This window comes from Sneathiella chungangensis (assembly GCF_009882935.1).
Classification (GTDB): Bacteria; Pseudomonadota; Alphaproteobacteria; order Sneathiellales; family Sneathiellaceae; genus Sneathiella; species Sneathiella chungangensis.
Genome location: NZ_WTVA01000004.1, coordinates 455,396 through 472,656, shown reverse-complemented (window position 1 = coordinate 472,656; position 17,261 = coordinate 455,396). Strand labels below are relative to the sequence as shown.

The following is a 17,261-nucleotide window of genomic DNA, read 5'->3' as shown; positions in this document are numbered from 1 at the left end:
GAATGAACAGCTTACCACCGGTGATAAAGCAATGATGGAGGCATGGAAGCAGGCCGAAAACACGAATGATCCGTTGGTGCTACAAGATTTCATGGACAGGTATGGCGACGGACCCTATGCCGCAGCGGCGCAGCAACGCCTCAACGAACTCGCGCAACTAAGGACCAGTGGCGTAAAAAGATTCGATCCCACCGGAACGTGGCGGGTAGTTGCCACATATAAAGCAAATACCGGCAATACAAGTTGGTGCGGCCGCGATAATACATGGGTTTTCCTACTCGATTTCAGAAAAGGCCGATTTTCCAGAACATACTGGAGTGGCCGAGCCGGGCTATATGTCACTGGCGAGAACGCTGACGATTTTGTCAATCTTAAATTTGATTATCCAGAAGGGGGCCATCAGTGGAAATGGACGGAAAGATTCAAGCTGGATAGCGGCGACGAGCGCCTCACCGCCACATCAACAACTGGCGGAACTCCGCCAGGTTGTTCAGGCACCATCGGCGTTCATATGGTGAAACAATAGCTCAAAGTCCGTCACGCTCAGGCTTTATGTCGCCTCTACCTCGAACGCTCCGAACATTTCGCGGATTTCATCGCTGACAGGTTCTGTTTTGTGGGTGGTCTGGTCGGTATTGACCCAGACGATTTCACCGGTGCAGTAACGGGTTTCTTCGCCTTTGACGAAAATCTCGAGCGCAAAGGTGATGGAGGTGCGTCCGATTTTCTGGACACGGCAGCCAACCTCGATCTGGTCGTCAAACAGGATCGGTTTCTCGTAGAGAACGAGGGATTTGACGAGATGAAAATCCTGCCCGGTCCGCGCCACGTAAGCCTGATAATCAAAGCCGAGATGGCGGAAAAATTCCGTTATTGCCGTGTCAAAATAGGTCAGGTAATGGGCATTGAAAACGACGCCCTGGCCGTCAATCTCGGAGTAACGCACGCGAAAGGGAAAGAAGAAGCGAAAGTCCTGCCGGGCCATAAAATTATCCCTAAACCTTTTGTTCGGCCAATATCCCGGATAATGCCTTTCGCCAGTCCGGCTGGTCAATATCAAAAACCCGTTTGATTTTCGTGCAATCCAGAACAGAGTTTTTCGGCCGCTCCGCCGGGACCGGATATCCGTCGGACGGGATGGGTTTGAGCACTGGTGTTTTGCGCCCTTTGAAGATCATTTGCGCGAAACCGAACCAGGTCATAGGCGGCGCCCCGCTAAAATGAAAAATGCCCCAGTCATTAAAGCCGGGCTGGGTCGCCTTTCTGGCAATGCGGAACAGGACAGACGCGATATCGTCAGCCGCCGTCGGGCCGCCTGTCTGGTCATCAACGATGGTAAGCTCACGATGGCTTTCCGCCAACCGCAGCATGGTATTGACGAAATTCTGCGCGCCACCAAACACCCAGGCCGTACGCAGAATGATATATTTGCCGGCGATGGCGGCCACGCGCGCCTCCCCCTCCGCCTTGCTCCGACCATAAACGTTGAGCGGCGCAATATCGTCATCTTCAAGATAGGCACCTGCCTTTTTGCCATCAAACACGAAATCCGTGGAAATGTGCAAAAGCGGGATGTCGAGGGCCGCACATGTCATCGCCAAATTTTCGGCCCCTTTGGCGTTGACGGAGAATGCGGCCTCCACCTCTTCCTCCGCCTTGTCGACGGCGGTGTAGGCCGCGGCATTGATCACGACATGCGGCGCAGAAGCGCTGATTTTTTCCTGAACCGCGGACCGATCGCAGATATCGAGCGACTGCCGGTCATAGGCGACAATTTCAATTCCCTGCGCCGAAGCGAGCGCCTGAAGCGCCTTTCCGACCTGCCCGCCGGCACCGGTGATCAATATCTTCATCGGCCGGTTGATCCAAGGCCGAGACGTTCCTGCGTGTAATCCTTGGCAACCGCCTTGACCCAATCAAGGTTGTCGAGATACCAGCTGACGGTCTTTTCAAGACCTGTTTCCAGATTTAAGGACTGCGACCAGCCGAGCTCCGCCTCTATCTTCGAGCAATCCACGGCGTAGCGGGCATCGTGGCCCGGCCTGTCGGTGACGAAGCGGATCAGGTTTTCATGGGGCGCCTTGCCCGGAAATTTCTTGTCCATGATCCGGCAGATGCCGCGCACCATGTCGATATTCGTCCGTTCGGCGCGTCCGCCAATCATGTAGGTCGCGCCGATTTTTCCCGATGCCACAACCTGCTGTAGCGCCGCCGCATGGTCTTCGACATAGAGCCAGTCGCGAATATTCTCGCCCTTGCCATAGACAGGCAGTTCCCGGCCGTTCAGGCAATTGAGGATAATCACCGGAAGCAGCTTTTCCGGGAATTGATACGGCCCGTAATTGTTGGAGCAGTTCGTGACCAGAACCGGCAATCCGTAGGTCCGGTGCCAGGCGCGGGCGAGATGGTCCGATCCCGCCTTGCTCGCGGAATATGGAGAATTCGGATCATAAGCGCTCTCTTCGGAGAACAATCCTTCGGGACCAAGCTCGCCATAAACTTCATCGGTCGAGACATGAAGGAAGCGGAACGCCGCTTTCTCGTCCGCATCGAGGGCGCGCCAGTAGTGATAGGCCGCATCCAGCATGGTGAAGGTCCCGACAAGGTTGGTCTGGACGAAATCGGCTGGGCCATCGATCGACCGGTCGACATGGGATTCCGCCGCCAGATGATATACCGCCCGCGGGCGATATTTGGCGAACAGGGCGCCAATCGCGTCCCGGTCGCATATATCCGTCTCTGAAAAATGATAGCGCGGGCTGTTACTGACCGGCTTGAGGCTCTCGAGCGAGCCTGCGTAGGTCAGCTTGTCAATGATCAGGACGTCTTCCTTGTCCTGATTGATCAGGTCCCTGGCGAGGGCGGATCCGATAAATCCGGCGCCGCCTGTGACAAATACGGTCATCTGGTTTCCTTGAATTCGAAAAGTCTGGGCTGATCCTTTAATAGCGGCAAATTCTTATCTTTTTCTGAAAGAATTACGTTTTCTTCAGAAACAGGCCAATTAATCTTCAATTCCGGATCGTTCCAGAATATTCCGCAGTCATGTTCCGGGCTGTAGTATTCCGTCACCTTGTATAGAAGCTCGGTATCCGGTTCCAGCGTACAATATCCATGGGCGAACCCGGGCGGGACCCAAATCTGTCGCCAGTTCTCCGCCGAGATTTCGACAATGACGGACTGGCCGAAGTTGGGTGATCCGACGCGGATGTCGACGACCACGTCAAGGACCGCACCGCGCACCACCCGGACTAGCTTGCCCTGCGCTTTCGGATCCAGCTGGTAGTGGAGCCCCCGCAGCACACCCACCGCCGCACTATAGGCATGATTGTCCTGCACGAAGTCAATTTCCAGCCCCGCCTCCTTCAGCGTCCGGGCATTCCATACTTCGGAGAAAAAACCTCTCTCATCCCCGAATTTCGCGGGTTTCAGGATCTTCACATCCGCGATTTCTGTTGCTTCTATTTCCATGCTCACTCATGTCCCTACTACGACACCGTCAGGATCACCTGACATACCACAGGAGTTTATTTTTTGTTATAAAGAAAACAGTCCGGGTAGCTCACCGTAAAAAGCGCCCGGTCAATAACCTCCTTGTTATACAGAACTTCCATCCGGTACTGATAAACAGCCCCGATCGTCAAAGCGGCCAATTGCAGTGTTTTTTTGCAATCCTTCGCGAGAACCCGTCCTTTTACATTCTGCGCCCAATATTTACTTTGCTTTATGTTATTTTTTTGTTCCTTGACCATACTAACCGACAATAACAGACCGTCCGCCTTGATCTCGGTGACCTTGAGGGTCGGATCCTTCAGTTTTGAGTGGTCGAATTTCTTGACGACAACCTGGAAGGCGCCGGTAATCTGATCGACCACTCGTCCGTCCACCCGGTCGCCATTCGGCCAGTATCGAACCGTGTTATATCGGGCATCGACCGCGTCTTGATTGATCATCGGCAATTCGCTCGCGACACAAAACCCCTTGTCCATACTGTCCCGCGCGCTTTTCTTTTGTGCGCGGCCGGTAATGATCATATTGAATTCATAGATAAATCCGCGATCGAGGAGAAAACGGGCGCTCGCGTTGCGGCAAGCCTTCAACCGCAAATCGTCGACGAAGTTGGTCGCGGTGTTCATGCGGTAGGCATTAATCAATTCGACGCCGCGAAGCTGATCGAGCCGGTATTCAAAATGGTCGGTGATCAGTTTTTCATCGATATCGCGAAAGGAGAATTCAAGTCCAGGCGGTAATCCGGCGAATTGGTCGTCGCGAGCTTCCGCATAGAACCGCTCCGCCATCGCCCGTTCTTCTGGGTCCGCCGGCCAATTGATATCGGCGGCGCGCCGTGGAGTATTCACGCAGGCGGCGAGACAAAGAAACAGGATCATATAAACAAATAATTTCATTCTACGCCCGGCAACTGTCGATTGTATGTCAGTATAGGTAGACTTGGCGCCTCATTCATCCATTATTTGCCTTTATGCTCAGATTAAAAGAAACTGATCCCCTAACGCCTCACAACAGGATAAGATCGGCCGTAGAATAAATCGTAAGGATGACAAATGTTTAAACTTTTCTTCTCACCAGGAACCGTTGCCCTCGCCTCGCATATCACCCTCGCCGAAACAGGGGCTGACTATGAGGCTATCCGCGTTGATTTCGCGGCCGGTGAGCAAATGAAGCCGGACTATCTGGCGATCAACCCGAAGGGCCGGGTGCCCTCCCTGATTACCGACCAGGGCATCCTGACCGAGACGCCGGCGATCCTGCTCTATCTCGCGCAGAGCTATCCGGAGGCGAATCTCGCGCCGCTCAGCGACGTTTTCCAGCTCGCGCGGCTGCAGTCCTTTACCAGTTATCTCTGCTCAACCGTGCATGTCAACCATGCCCACCGTCGGCGCGGATCCCGATGGGCGACGGAGGAGACCTCGTTCGAGGATATGCGCCGCAAGGTCACGGAAAATATGGCGGACTGTTTCGCCCTGATCCAGACGGAAATGTTCGAAGGTCCCTGGGTGATGGGGAACGACTACAGTGTCGCCGACCCCTATCTCTTCACGGTCGGCCGCTGGCTCGAAGGCGACGATGTCGATATCAAAGACTATCCCAAAATTGCCGAGCATTCCGCCCGCATGACCGAGCGCCCCGCCGTCCAGCGCGCCCTCGCCGAACAGGCGGGGTAATGCCTACCGCTTGATCGGTTTGTATTTGATACGGTGGGGTTCGGTGGCTTCCTTCCCCAAACGGCGGCGCTTGTCTTCCTCATAGGCCTCGAAGTTGCCCTCGAACCATTCGACATGGCTATCGCCCTCATAGGCGAGCATATGGGTGGCGACACGGTCGAGGAACCAGCGATCATGGCTGATGACCACAGCGCAGCCGGCGAATTGCAGCAATGCCTCCTCCAGCGCCCGCAGCGTATCGACATCTAGGTCGTTCGTCGGCTCGTCCAGCAGCAGGAAGTTGGAGCCGGTCTTCAGCATCTTTGCCAGGTTGACGCGGTTGCGCTCCCCACCGGACAGCTGCCCGACCTTCTTCTGCTGGTCCGGGCCCTTGAAGTTAAAGCCCGAGACATAGGCGCGGCTGTTGATCTCCTTCTTGCCGAGATAGATCACCTCGTTCCCTTCGGAGATTTCCTCCCAGACCGTTTTGTTCGGATCAAGGGTGTCGCGATCCTGATCCACATAGCCGAGCTGCACCGTCGGGCCAACCTTGAAACTGCCGCTATCGGGCTGCTCCTTGCCGGTGAGCAGCTTGAACAGTGTCGTCTTACCGGCGCCGTTCGGTCCGATCACGCCGACAATCGCGCCCGCCGGAAGCTTGAAGGAAAGATCGTCGATCAGCAACCGGTCGCCATAGCCCTTGGAGATATGATCAGCCTCGACCACCAGATCGCCGAGCCGCTGACCGGCCGGGATATAGATCTGCATCGCCTCGGCCTGTTTCGAGTTCTGCTCGGCCAGCAGATCCTCGTAGGCGCTGATACGGGCCTTCGATTTCGTCTGGCGGCCCTTCGGCCCCTGCCGGATCCATTCGAGCTCCCGATCGAGGGTCTTGCGGCGCGCATCCTCGGCCTTGCCTTCCTGCGCCAGGCGTTTTTCCTTCTGCTCCAGCCAGCTGGAATAGTTCCCCTCCCACGGGATGCCATGGCCGCGGTCAAGCTCCAAAATCCAGCCCGCCACGTTATCGAGGAAGTAGCGGTCATGGGTGACGGCAACGACAGTGCCGGAATAGTCATGCAGGAACCGCTCCAGCCAGGCGACGCTCTCCGCATCGAGATGGTTGGTCGGCTCGTCGAGCAGCAGCATATCGGGCTGCGAGAGGAGTAAACGGCAAAGCGCGACGCGGCGGCGCTCCCCGCCCGAAAGCTTAGTGACATCGGCGTCCCCGGCGGGACAACGGAGCGCATCCATGGCAATCTCCACCTCCCGGTCGAGATCCCAGAGGTTCTGCGCGTCGATCTGCTCCTGCAGCTCCCCCTGCTCCGCGATCAGGTCGTTCATCTCGTCATCGGTGAGGTCCTCGCCAAAGCGGGCCGAGACCTCGTTGAACTTGTCGAGCAGCGCCTTCTTCTCGGCGACGCCATCCATGACATTGCCGAGCACGTCTTTCGCGGCATCGAGCTCCGGCTCCTGCGCGAGATAGCCGACCTTGACCCCGTCGGCGGCCCAGGCCTCCCCGGTAAACTCCGTCTCGATCCCCGCCATGATCTTGAGCAGCGTCGACTTACCCGCGCCGTTCAGGCCCAAAACGCCGATTTTCGCGCCCGGGAAGAAGGAAAGCCGGATGTCCTTCAACACCTGCTTGCCGCCCGGATAGGTCTTCGACAGACCGCTCATCACATAAATATACTGATACGACGCCATAGGGATTTCCGCTCCTGATCCACAAAATTTCCGCTGCGCTCCTTTTAGCGAAGGGACGCGGCGAACGCAATTGTTGTAATGGCGGAGAGGTGGATTTATTGAGATATAGCCTTGGTCAGTGATTACCCATCATTTATGATATGAACGGCAGAATACTCTGTGATATCTTTCTCGAAATACGAGAAGGAATCGGCAATGGCGGAAAATTCAGACACACCTAAATTAAGTGCGGACTACTGGGATAGCGACAAGCTCAATAGAAAAAAAGATGCGGATTATCTTTTACGATTTTTAACAGGGTATGCAACGAAAAGAAAAAAACAATATAAAGAGCCTAAATCTTTAGTTCTAAACTTAGATTCAAAGTGGGGTGGAGGAAAAACTTATTTCCTCCTTGGTTTTAAGTATTCCTTACAGAATAGTAGATACCCTGTTGCCTATATAAACGCATGGGAAAATGATCATGCAAAGGATCCGCTAATTCCTATTATCGCGACGATAGAGGATACCTTAAAAGAACACCTTTCCAAAAACCAAAAAATTAGAAAAGCTTGGGAGACTGCCAAGACGTCGGGCCTAAAAATTGCACGGATAGCTGTCGTTTCTGCAGCTAAAGTAGGGATTAGAAAAGTTATTGGCGAAGGTATTGAAGAAATTTCTGATTTAGATATTACTTCCTCAGGCGAAACAGCTGGCGAAGAAAATAATGAAACTCTTCTAAAAGATGTTGAAACACTCTTGAACAAGCACGCCCAAAACTTGCTTGATGAATATTATCAAGAAAAGCAAGCAACAATCAATTTTAAAGAAAATTTAACCTTACTTCTCAATCAGTTAAATCATCTCAAATCAATAAACTTGCCTATGTTCGTTCTAATCGATGAACTTGATAGATGTAGACCAACTTATGCGATAGAGCTTTTGGAGCGCGTTAAACACCTTTTTGAAGTAAATAATATTGTGTTCATTTTGGCGACGGATACTAGCCAACTCCAGCATTCTATAAAATCAGTCTATGGCCAAGGTTTTGATGCACATCAGTATCTTCATCGCTTTTTCGACAGGACTTACACATTTCAAAAGCCAACTATTTCTGAATTTGTTGATCATCAATTAACAACATTGGAAATTGATCTGAGCAAACTGATTGCACCATTTAACGACGATGCCAAAAAATTCTTGTGTATAACCTTTAAAGCCTTTGATTTGACATTAAGAGATATTTCTCAGTGCCTTGAGATTCTTGATATATTTGAAACTACTTGGCCTTATGATCATAATATTCAACTCACCGTCTTGTTGCCCGTAATTTTAGCTTTTCGAAAAGGAGCTCATTCCGAAGAATTCATTCAGTTTACGAATAATACATTTCCGCAGAGTTTCTTGAATGTTCCAGCTTGGACGGGATCTCATTATTTCTACTTAAATGATAGATATAGTAGAAGCGAAAGAGTTGTTCAGTATGCGTCCTTGGCCGGTAGCATTTGGAGTAGGGCCAAAGCATCATTTCATGAAATGCAAGATTACGAAAATTCGGAATCTCCAGAGAATAGGTTCGTTAGGGATATATTTCACGAAGAATCACAGAAACGATGGGGAGGTATAATACAAAGAAACACTTTCAGTCATATTTTGCAATATCCTGAACTTATAGCCGCAGGAGGGCAGCTTCTTAGTGAAATCAATGATGAAGACCAGCTACCCCACGAATAAATCCGCCGGCATGAGGCCTGTTGTCATGGCGTAGAGCAAGGCGGTGACGGTGACGACCGAGAGGGAGGTGGTGACGAGGACGGTGGCGGAGGCGCGTTCGACCCAGACGCCATATTGCTGGGCGATGACAAAGACGTTCGTCGCCGTCGGCAGGGCCGCGAGCAGGACGGCGGTATAGACCCAGATGGGATCGAAATCGCCGAACCAGCTAAGCGACAGATACATCAGCACCGGATGCACCACGAGGTTGAAGGGGACGATGAAGCCAAGCTCCGGCGGTACGCGCTTCAACGGCCGGAGGGCGAGCGTCACCCCCATCGCGAAGAGGGCGCAGGGCGCCGCCGCCTGGGCGAGATAATCGATCAGCCGCTCAATCGGCGTGGGCGGCGTGAACTCGACAATCGCCGCCGCAACGCCGACAATGGTGGCAATAATGAACGGATGCAGGAAGACCTTCTTGACGATTTGCCCGATCAGCGCGCCGAGATGCCGCTCCTTCCCGCTGGACAGCGCCATCATCGTCGGGGCGACGGTAAAATGCAGCACATTCTCGAAACAGAAGATCAGCGCGAGGGGGACGGCTGCCGCCTCCCCAAAGGTCAGCAGCGCAATCCCCGGTCCCATATAGCCGATATTGCCATAGGCCCCGGCAAGGCCCTGAATGGTCGCCTCCGGCATTGTCGCCTTGGCGAGCAGCCGGGCAATGGCGTAGACCATCAGGATAATCACGAAGGTGGTGGAGATATTGGTGGTGATGAATTCCCAGCTCGCGAGCTTCTCGATCGGCGTCTTCGAGAGCAGCTTGAAGAAGAGCGCCGGCAATGCCACGTAGATGATAAAGGTATTGAGCCAGCCCATGGCCTCCACCGGCTGGCGGGTGATCCGCGCGGTGATGAAGCCAAGCAGGATCAGGCCGAAAAGAGGAAAAACTAGCCCGGCGATTTCGGCCATTTAACTCATACCTTGATAGTAATCAGATTTTTCCTACCTACCCCGTGCGAAAGATACGGTCAATGGATAAGGCGGTTACTTCGGCGGCAGGTTGCCGACAAAACGCGCGGCGAGATTGATCCAGCTTTCAAGGCCGGTGTCCATCGCCGCATCGACATCGACATAGACGAAACCGCCCATCTTGCGGCCGGTGAAATCCATGGGCGCGGCGCCGGGGCGGGCCATCGCCTCCGCTTCCTGTTCCTTGCCGACGCGGAACAAGAAACGGTCCTCCCCCGTGCCGCAGAGCATATTGCCGTTGAGCAGAAAGCAAACGCCGCCGAACATCTTTTTCTCACTGATCCCGGCGCGGTTTTCAAGCGCGCGGCGGAGAAGATCGGCGGTGTAGGCGTGGGACATGGTCCCTACTCCGCGGCGAGCGGCTCGACATCGCCTTTTTTGAAGCGTTCGAGCAGGCTTTGCCGCTCTGCCCTCGCCGCCGTCAGATGCTGTTCCTTCACATGGCCGAAACCGCGGATATGTTCCGGGACCGAGGCGATTTCGACGGCAAGCGAAAGATTGTCCTTCGTCAGGCTGCCGCAAAGCTCCGTCATCGTCGCTTCATATTCGCCGATCAGCGCGCGTTCCGCCTTGCGCTCCTCCGTTTTGCCGAAAGGATCAAGCGCGGAGCCCCGCAAAAACTTGAACTTGGCGAGGAGGCCGAACGCCTTCATCATCCAGGGGCCGAATTCCTGCTTGATCAGATGGCCGTTTTCCGGGTTTCTTTTCGCGAAAATCGGCGGCGCAAGATGGAATTTGAGCTTGAAGTCGCCCTCGAACTGATCGTTGAGTTTTTTGGCGAAACTGCCGTCCGTATAAAGCCTTGCGACCTCATACTCATCCTTGTAGGCCATCAGCTTGAAGAAATAGCGCATCACCGCCTCGGTCAGGCGGGTGGAGCCCGGAACCGCCGCGGCTTCCGCCTTGCCGACAGTTTCGATCAGCTTGAGGTAGCGTTTTGCATAGCGGCCGTTCTGATAGGCCTTTAGGTAGTCGGCGCGGGTGGCAATCCGGCTCTCCAGCGTCTCGAGACGGGTAACGTCGGCGGTCGCCTCGGGCGGCCGCGCGATTTTCTCGACGGCCGCCTGATCGGCGGCGGTCTTGCGGCCCCAGGCGAAGCTGCGCTTGTTCGCATCCACCGCAACACCGTTAAGCTCAATCGCGGTTTCGATGGATTTGAGGGACAGCGGGATCGCCCCACGCTGGAAGGCGAAACCAAGCAGGAATAGGTTGGCGGCGATGGAATCGCCCATCAAGGCGGTCGCCAGGGTCGTGCTGTCGATAAATTCCGCCTGTTCCCGGCCGAGGCTCTGGCTCAGCAGATCGGTCAGCGTGTCTCGGTCCATGGCGAGGTCCGGCGTCAGCGTAAAGGCCGCGACCGGCACCACATAGTCATTGATAAACGCCTTGGTCCGACCGAGATCGTAAGTCTGGAGCGCATCCTTGCTGGCGGCGACGACCAGATCGCAACCGACGACCACATCGGTCTGTCGGCTCGGGATCCGGGTGCCCGCAAGTTCACTCGCGGTATTGGCGATACGGACGTGGCTCATCACCGCGCCGTTCTTCTGCGCAAGACCCGTCTGATCGAGGATCGAGGCGCCCTTGCCCTCGATATGCGCGGCCATCCCAAGAAGAGCGCCGACGGTGATCACGCCGGTGCCGCCGATCCCGGTCACCAGAATATTATAGGTGCCGTCGATCGCGGGGGCCGTCGGTTCAGGCAGGTTTGCGGCCGGATTCATGATATCGATATCGCTGGATGTAACCTCGCGTTTCTCGGGCTTTTTGAGACCGCCGCCCTCGACGGTCACAAAGCTCGGGCAGAAGCCCTTCACGCAGGAGAAATCCTTGTTGCAGCTGGACTGATCGATGACCCGCTTGCGGCCGAACTCGGTTTCCAGCGGCTTCACGGAGACGCAGTTGGAGGCGACACCGCAATCGCCGCAGCCTTCGCAAACGAGCTCGTTGATAAAGACGCGTTTGGCCGGATCGGGGAAGGTGCCGCGTTTTCTCCGGCGGCGTTTCTCGGCGGCGCAGGTCTGATCGTAAATCAGCGCCGTCACGCCCTCGATCTCGCGCAACTCCCGCTGCACCTTGTCGAGATCATCTCGGTGATAGATTTTCACTCCCGGCGCCCAGGCGGTATTGCTCGGATATTTGTCGGGTTCGTCGGTGACAACGACGACTTTCTTAGCGCCTTCCGCATGCACCTGCTGGCTGATCAGCCAAGGCGACAGCGGTCCGTCGAACGGCTGGCCCCCGGTCATGGCGACAGCATCGTTAAACAGGATCTTGTAGGTGATGTTCACATTCGCCGCGCAGGCCGCCCGAATGGCCAGAAGGCCCGAATGATAATAGGTGCCATCGCCCAGATTCTGGAAGATATGCTTCTCGTTGGTGAAGGGCGCCTGACCGATCCAGTTCGTCCCCTCCGCCCCCATATGGGTATAGGTTTCGGTCCGCCGGTTCGGCATATAGACGGCCATGGTATGGCAGCCGATCCCGGCCATGGCGCGGCTTCCCTCCGGCACGTTGGTTGAGGAATTATGCGGACAGCCCGAGCAGAACCAGGGTGACCGGGTGACCGGCGCGGCGGGCATGGCATTGCCGTCCTCGCGCGCCTCGGCGACGCTGATCCCTTCCATGACCTTGTCGGACAGATCGCGCAGCTTGAGACGGGAGGCGATGGCGCGGGCGACCAGCGCCGGGGTCAATTCCCCATCGGACGGGAGCAGCATTTCCCCCTCCTCGTCCTCCTTGCCGACGAGCATCGGATGCGCTTCCATTCCGTAAAGGATTTTGGCGACCTGATCCTCGATGAGGCTGCGCTTTTCCTCGATCACCAGGATTTCATCGAGCCCGACCGCGAACTCGACAAGGCCTTCCGGCTCCAGCGGCCAGGGACAGGCTACCTTGTAGACCGAGAGACCAATTTCCTCGATTTCCTTTTCGTGGATGCCGAGGTCGCCAAGCGCCTGCTCCACATCCAGCCAGGACTTGCCGGTCGTGACGATGCCGAAGCGGCGGTGCGTGGAATCATGGGTGACGCGGTCGAGCCGGTTGGCGCGAATGAAGGCCTTGATCATCGGCAGCTTATGCCGCATCAGCCGCGTTTCCTGCGCGAGGGAGTTATCGGGCCAGCGGATATGGACGCCATCCGCCGGTGGCTCGATATCTTCGGGGATTTCAATCGTCACGCGGTCCGGCCCAACATAGGCCGTCGCCGAGCTTTCCACCGTATCGGTCAGGCATTTCATGCCGACCCAGGCGCCGCTGTAGCGCGACAGCGCAATGGCATACAGGCCGTAGTCGAGATATTCCTGCACGGTCGCCGGATTGAGGATCGGCATCATCGCGGCGACCAGCGCCTGCTCGCTCTGGTGGGCAACCGTCGAGGATTTCGCCATATGATCATCGCCCATCAGGACGAGAACGCCGCCATGCTCTGATGTGCCGGCCATATTGCCATGCTTGAAGACATCACCGGAGCGGTCAACGCCCGGCCCCTTGCCATACCATATGCCAAAGACGCCATCAAAATCGGTCTTGCCGAACATCGGCAGCTGCTGCGTGCCCCAGATGCTGGTCGCGGCCAGATCTTCGTTCACGCCGGGCTGGAAATGGATGTCGTTATTCTTGAGAAACGGCTTCGCCTTCCAGAGGCTCTGGTCATAGAGGCCGAGCGGCGATCCGCGATAGCCGGAGATAAACCCCCCGGTCTTGAGGCCCGCCGCCGCGTCGCGCTGACGCTGCATGATCGGAATACGCACAAGTGCCTGGGTTCCCGTAATGAAAACCTGGCCTTCCTGCAATTCATACTTGTCGTCGAGGCTGATCTTCGCCGCTTCGTTCATTTCTTATTCTCCCGCGCCCCGGGATGTTATTGCCAGAACCCGCTCAGACTTCGAGCCATTCTTTACGGACCTGATCGTTGGCTTTCAATTCGTCGGGCGTTCCTTCATATACCATATGCCCATGGCCCATGACATACAAGCGGTGAGATATGCGAAGGGCGATGGCGAGCTTCTGCTCGACCAGCAGGATCGAGACGCCGCGCCGGGCAATTTCCGCCAGCAAATCGCCGACTTGCGTCACGATCTTGGGGGCCAGCCCTTCCGTCGGTTCATCAATCATGACGAGATCGGGATCGCCCATCAACGTGCGGCACATGGTCAGCATCTGCTGCTCCCCACCTGATAGCACACCGGCATCGACATCGGCACGCTCGCGCAGGTTCGGGAACATCTCGAACATATCCTCCATCGCCCAGCGGCCCTGCTTCTTCATGTTCTTGATGCCCATGATCAGGTTCTGGCGCACGGTCATGCCCGGAAAGACATCACGGTTCTCCGGCACATAGCCGAGGCCCCTATGGGCAATCTCATGTTCCTTCAGCCCAGCAATTTCCTCGCCGCGGAACTTGATTGAGCCGTGCGGCGGGACTTCGCCCATGATCGATTTAATTGTCGTTGAGCGGCCGACGCCGTTGCGGCCCAGAAGCGAGACGATCTCCCCCTCGCCGACGTGGAAATTGACGCCCTGCAGGATATGGCTCTTGCCGTAAAAGGCATGCAAATCGGTTACTTCAAGCATCACTCTTCCGCCTCCGCGCCCAGATAGGCCTCCTGCACCGCTTTTGAATTCCTGATATTCTCCGGCGTGTCGCTGGCGATAATTTCGCCATAGACGAGCACGGATATCCGGTCGGCAAGGTCGAAGACGACGCCCATGTCATGTTCGACCATTACCAGCGTCTTCCCGACCGTGATCTTGCGGATCAGCTCGATCGCCTGGTCGGTCTCGCTATGGCTCATGCCGGCCGTCGGTTCATCGAGCATGATGACGTCGGCGCCACCTGCCGCGGCGATCCCGATCTCGAGCGCGCGCTGTTCAGCGTAAGTGAGCACCCCGGCCGGGATATTCCGTCGCGAGGTAAGGCCGATTTCCTCGATCACCTCCATCGCCCTTGCGTTCAGTTCCTTCTGCCGGTCGACGAGATGCCAGAAGGAATATTTATAGTCCCGCACCCACATCAGGCCGCAGCGGACATTCTCGAAAACGCTCATGTTCGGAAAGATATTCGTCACCTGAAAGCTGCGCGACAGGCCCTTGCGATAGATTTCGTAGGGCGGCAGATTGCTGATATTCTCGCCATGCAGCGAGACTGTCCCGCCGCTCACGCTGTAACGGCCGCTGATCAGGTGAAAGAGCGTCGATTTGCCGGCGCCGTTCGGGCCGATAATCGCATGCCGCTCCCCCTCGCCGATCGTCAGATCGACGCCGCGGATAATTTCCGTCGGGCCAAAACTCTTGCGAAGGCCCTTGAGTTCAATGGCCGCCGTCATGATGCCGCTCCTTTCGTCGACGCAGGAGGTTTGTTCGCTGTCTCCCACGCCTCCCTGAGCTGCGGCAGTTGCGTGCGGGTCAAATATCCGCCGACAAAGGTAAGAACCAGGATGACGATCCAGGTAACAATGCCATGGCTGTCATATTCAATCCCCATCAGGCTCATCAGCGTTTCGCCCTCGACCGCGGTCCGCATGTGATGCACCGTCTCGAGAAAGGCCGCTATCCCCGCCAGCATCGCAAGGGCCGGTATTCCGATCCGTAAATAGGGCAGTATGAGAATCCCCAGCCGCTTCATCCGCCAGGCCGCCGTATGCATCATGATAATGCCGGTCAGGCCCTGCGGCACATACATGACCGTCAGGACGAACAGGATACCGACATAAAGCTGCCAGATATCCGTATAGTTGCTGAGAATGCTCTGCAGCAGGGTAAAGACCACGGCACCGACGATGGGGCCGATGAAAAAGCCCACGCCGCCGATATAGGCCATCAGCAGAACGACGCCAGAGGTGAGCGCATTGAGATTCTCTTCGGTCACAATCTCGAAATTGAGGGCGAAGAGGCCACCGGCAATCCCGGCGAAGAACCCGGAGGCGCAGAAGGAAACGAACCGCACCTTGCGCTGGCTGTAACCGATAAACTCCGCCCGTTCCGCATTGTCGCGGACCGCATTCGCCATCCGACCGGCGGGTGTGCGCGAAAAGAGATACATCAGTGCGACGGTCACGAACACCCAGGCGGCAATCAGATAATAGATATGGATATCCTTGCCAAAATCGATCCCCGCAAGCTCGGGTCCGGTCGTGCGATCCCCGCTCACCCCTTCCTCGCCGCCGAAAAAGGCGACGAAGATCAGGGAACTCGCCGCCATCAACTCCCCGACGCCGAGCGAGATCATGGCAAAGACGGTGCCCGCGCGCCGGGTCGAGAAACTGCCGATGATGATGGCGAAGACAAGGCCGATGATCCCGCCGAAGATCGGCACCAGATACATCGGAAAGACGAACAGGCCATCCTCGATATAATTCATGAAATGGACCGACATGAAGCCGCCAAGTCCGAAATAGACGGCGTGGCCGAAGGACAGCATGCCCCCCTGCCCGAGCAGCATATTGTAGGACAGCGCGAAGATGATGAAGATGCCCATCAGGTTCATCGTATACAGGCCGACGTTCGACGAGAAGATGTTCGGCAACGCCAGCAGCAGGATGACAAAACCGATCCAGGGCATCAGGGTTTTTCTTAGCGGCCGGGATAGTTCCGACACGGCGGATTTTGTAATTTCACTCATGTTTCACGATTCCCGAACAGGCCCGTCGGGCGGAAAATAAGGATCAGGATCAACAGAAGATAGGGCAGGATCGGCGCTATCTGCGGAAGCGATAACGTCCAGAGATCGCGGAGCGCCCCATCGGCGTCGAACGAGATGTTAAACAGGTGAAGGAAGTCGTTCACCGAATAATCAAGCGCGATGGCGAATGTCTGCAGCAGCCCGATCAGCAGCGAGGCGACAAAGGCCCCGGTCAGCGACCCGAGCCCGCCGATGACGACAATCACGAAGACGATGCTGCCGAGCACTACGGCCATGCCGGGAAAGGTTCCAAGCGCCGGCCCCGCGATAACGCCGGCGAGCCCGGCAAGCGCACAGCCGACACCAAACACGCCCATGAAGACAAGCGGCACATTATGGCCGAGCATGGCCGTCATGTTCGGCTTGTGAATGGCCGCCTGGATGATCAGCCCGATGCGCGAACGGGTCAGGATCAGCAGCAGCACGACGAAAATGGCGATGGAAACCAGCAGCATAAAGGCCTTGTAGGCCGGGAAATTCTGCCCGAAAAAGGTGAAGAGCGGGAATTGCAGGATTTCCGGCTCATGATATGCCTTCGTATCCTTGCCCCAGACAAACTGCACGATTTCCTCAATCAGGAAAGCAAGGCCGAAGGTGAAGATCAACTCTGCCACATGCCCCCAGCGATGGACGTAGCGAAGACCGTACCTCTCTACGACTGCCCCCATCAGACCGACGAGCACCGGCGCGACAAACAGCCCCACCCAGAAACCGAGATACATGCTCACGGTATAGGCGAAGTAGGCGCCCAGCATGTAGAAACTTGCATGAGCGAAGTTCAACACGCCCATCATCGAGAAGATGAGCGTCAGGCCGCTCGCCAGCATGAACAGCAGCAATCCGGTCACGATGCCGTTCAGCAGGGAAAAGAAGATCAGTTCTAGCATCGGCTGAATCTCTTTTTTATACGGAATAATTGGTATTTTTACCGGATCTGTGCCCGGCCGCAAAATAGCTGGCCGGACATTTGCCCGGCCAGTATTTCATGA

Annotated in this window: 16 protein-coding genes; 3 read left to right on the top strand and 13 right to left on the bottom strand. The window is 56.0% G+C overall.

Features of this window, described 5'->3' with window-relative positions; all coding sequences use genetic code 11:
- Window positions 1-526, top strand: a 526-nt coding sequence (locus GQF03_RS11515) for a hypothetical protein (protein WP_161339415.1), incomplete at its 5' end; no start/stop codon positions are given.
- A 24-nt stretch (window positions 527-550) separates the two neighbouring features.
- Here GQF03_RS11515 and GQF03_RS11510 read toward each other — a convergent pair.
- From GQF03_RS11510 to GQF03_RS11490, 5 genes are read right to left on the bottom strand one after another with little or no spacing between them, the layout of a single operon-like run.
- On the bottom strand, window positions 551-985 hold the full coding sequence (locus GQF03_RS11510) for an acyl-CoA thioesterase (RefSeq protein ID WP_161339414.1): 435 nt from the start codon (window positions 983-985) through the stop codon (window positions 551-553).
- 10 nt (window positions 986-995) lie between these two features.
- Window positions 996-1,853 (bottom strand): dTDP-4-dehydrorhamnose reductase, encoded by an 858-nt coding sequence (gene rfbD / locus GQF03_RS11505; RefSeq protein WP_161339413.1) that lies wholly within the window; start codon window positions 1,851-1,853, stop codon window positions 996-998.
- A complete protein-coding gene (gene rfbB, locus GQF03_RS11500; protein WP_161339412.1) occupies window positions 1,850-2,905 on the bottom strand; it encodes a dTDP-glucose 4,6-dehydratase in 1,056 nt (351 codons plus the stop codon). Before rfbB ends, rfbD begins: the two co-directional genes overlap by 4 nt.
- Window positions 2,902-3,471 carry a dTDP-4-dehydrorhamnose 3,5-epimerase gene (gene rfbC / locus GQF03_RS11495; protein WP_161339411.1) on the bottom strand — a complete coding sequence of 190 codons (570 nt, stop codon included), beginning with the start codon at window positions 3,469-3,471 and terminating at the stop codon, window positions 2,902-2,904. Before rfbC ends, rfbB begins: the two co-directional genes overlap by 4 nt.
- 56 nt (window positions 3,472-3,527) lie before the next feature.
- Window positions 3,528-4,406: a hypothetical protein gene (locus GQF03_RS11490; RefSeq protein ID WP_161339410.1), complete on the bottom strand. Its 879-nt coding sequence runs from the start codon at window positions 4,404-4,406 to the stop codon at window positions 3,528-3,530.
- 156 nt (window positions 4,407-4,562) lie between these two features.
- Here GQF03_RS11490 and GQF03_RS11485 point away from each other — a divergent pair, with 156 nt between their 5' ends.
- Window positions 4,563-5,183 carry a glutathione S-transferase family protein gene (locus GQF03_RS11485; protein WP_161339409.1) on the top strand — a complete coding sequence of 207 codons (621 nt, stop codon included), beginning with the start codon at window positions 4,563-4,565 and terminating at the stop codon, window positions 5,181-5,183.
- Between the two features lie 3 nt (window positions 5,184-5,186).
- Here GQF03_RS11485 and ettA read toward each other — a convergent pair whose 3' ends face one another.
- Entirely contained in the window at window positions 5,187-6,866 is a 1,680-nt protein-coding gene (gene ettA / locus GQF03_RS11480; protein ID WP_161339408.1) for an energy-dependent translational throttle protein EttA, read from the bottom strand.
- Window positions 6,867-7,061: 195 nt separating this feature from the next.
- Between ettA and GQF03_RS11475 the strand changes: the two genes are divergently transcribed.
- A complete protein-coding gene (locus GQF03_RS11475; protein WP_161339407.1) occupies window positions 7,062-8,579 on the top strand; it encodes a KAP family P-loop NTPase fold protein in 1,518 nt (505 codons plus the stop codon).
- Here GQF03_RS11475 and GQF03_RS11470 read toward each other — a convergent pair.
- The 7 genes from GQF03_RS11470 to GQF03_RS11440 form a co-directional block, all read right to left on the bottom strand.
- Window positions 8,565-9,530, bottom strand: a complete 966-nt coding sequence (locus GQF03_RS11470) for an AEC family transporter (protein ID WP_161339406.1) — start codon at window positions 9,528-9,530, stop codon at window positions 8,565-8,567. The genes GQF03_RS11475 and GQF03_RS11470 overlap by 15 nt on opposite strands.
- A gap of 75 nt (window positions 9,531-9,605) precedes the next feature.
- Complete coding sequence (locus GQF03_RS11465) at window positions 9,606-9,929, bottom strand: TfoX/Sxy family protein (RefSeq protein ID WP_161339405.1); 324 nt, start codon at window positions 9,927-9,929, stop codon at window positions 9,606-9,608.
- 5 nt (window positions 9,930-9,934) lie between these two features.
- A complete protein-coding gene (locus GQF03_RS11460) occupies window positions 9,935-13,426 on the bottom strand; it encodes an indolepyruvate ferredoxin oxidoreductase family protein (protein WP_161339404.1) in 3,492 nt (1,163 codons plus the stop codon).
- A 43-nt stretch (window positions 13,427-13,469) separates the two neighbouring features.
- Window positions 13,470-14,165 carry an ABC transporter ATP-binding protein gene (locus GQF03_RS11455; protein ID WP_161339403.1) on the bottom strand — a complete coding sequence of 232 codons (696 nt, stop codon included), beginning with the start codon at window positions 14,163-14,165 and terminating at the stop codon, window positions 13,470-13,472.
- Entirely contained in the window at window positions 14,165-14,917 is a 753-nt protein-coding gene (locus tag GQF03_RS11450; protein WP_161339402.1) for an ABC transporter ATP-binding protein, read from the bottom strand. The genes GQF03_RS11455 and GQF03_RS11450 overlap by 1 nt, the downstream gene beginning before the upstream one ends.
- The gene (locus GQF03_RS11445) at window positions 14,914-16,212 is read right to left on the bottom strand and encodes a branched-chain amino acid ABC transporter permease (protein ID WP_161339401.1); all 1,299 of its coding nucleotides are present in this window, start codon (window positions 16,210-16,212) and stop codon (window positions 14,914-14,916) included. Before GQF03_RS11445 ends, GQF03_RS11450 begins: the two co-directional genes overlap by 4 nt.
- Complete coding sequence (locus tag GQF03_RS11440; protein WP_161339400.1) at window positions 16,209-17,159, bottom strand: branched-chain amino acid ABC transporter permease; 951 nt, start codon at window positions 17,157-17,159, stop codon at window positions 16,209-16,211. The genes GQF03_RS11445 and GQF03_RS11440 overlap by 4 nt, the downstream gene beginning before the upstream one ends.
- Window positions 17,160-17,261 lie beyond the last annotated feature (102 nt).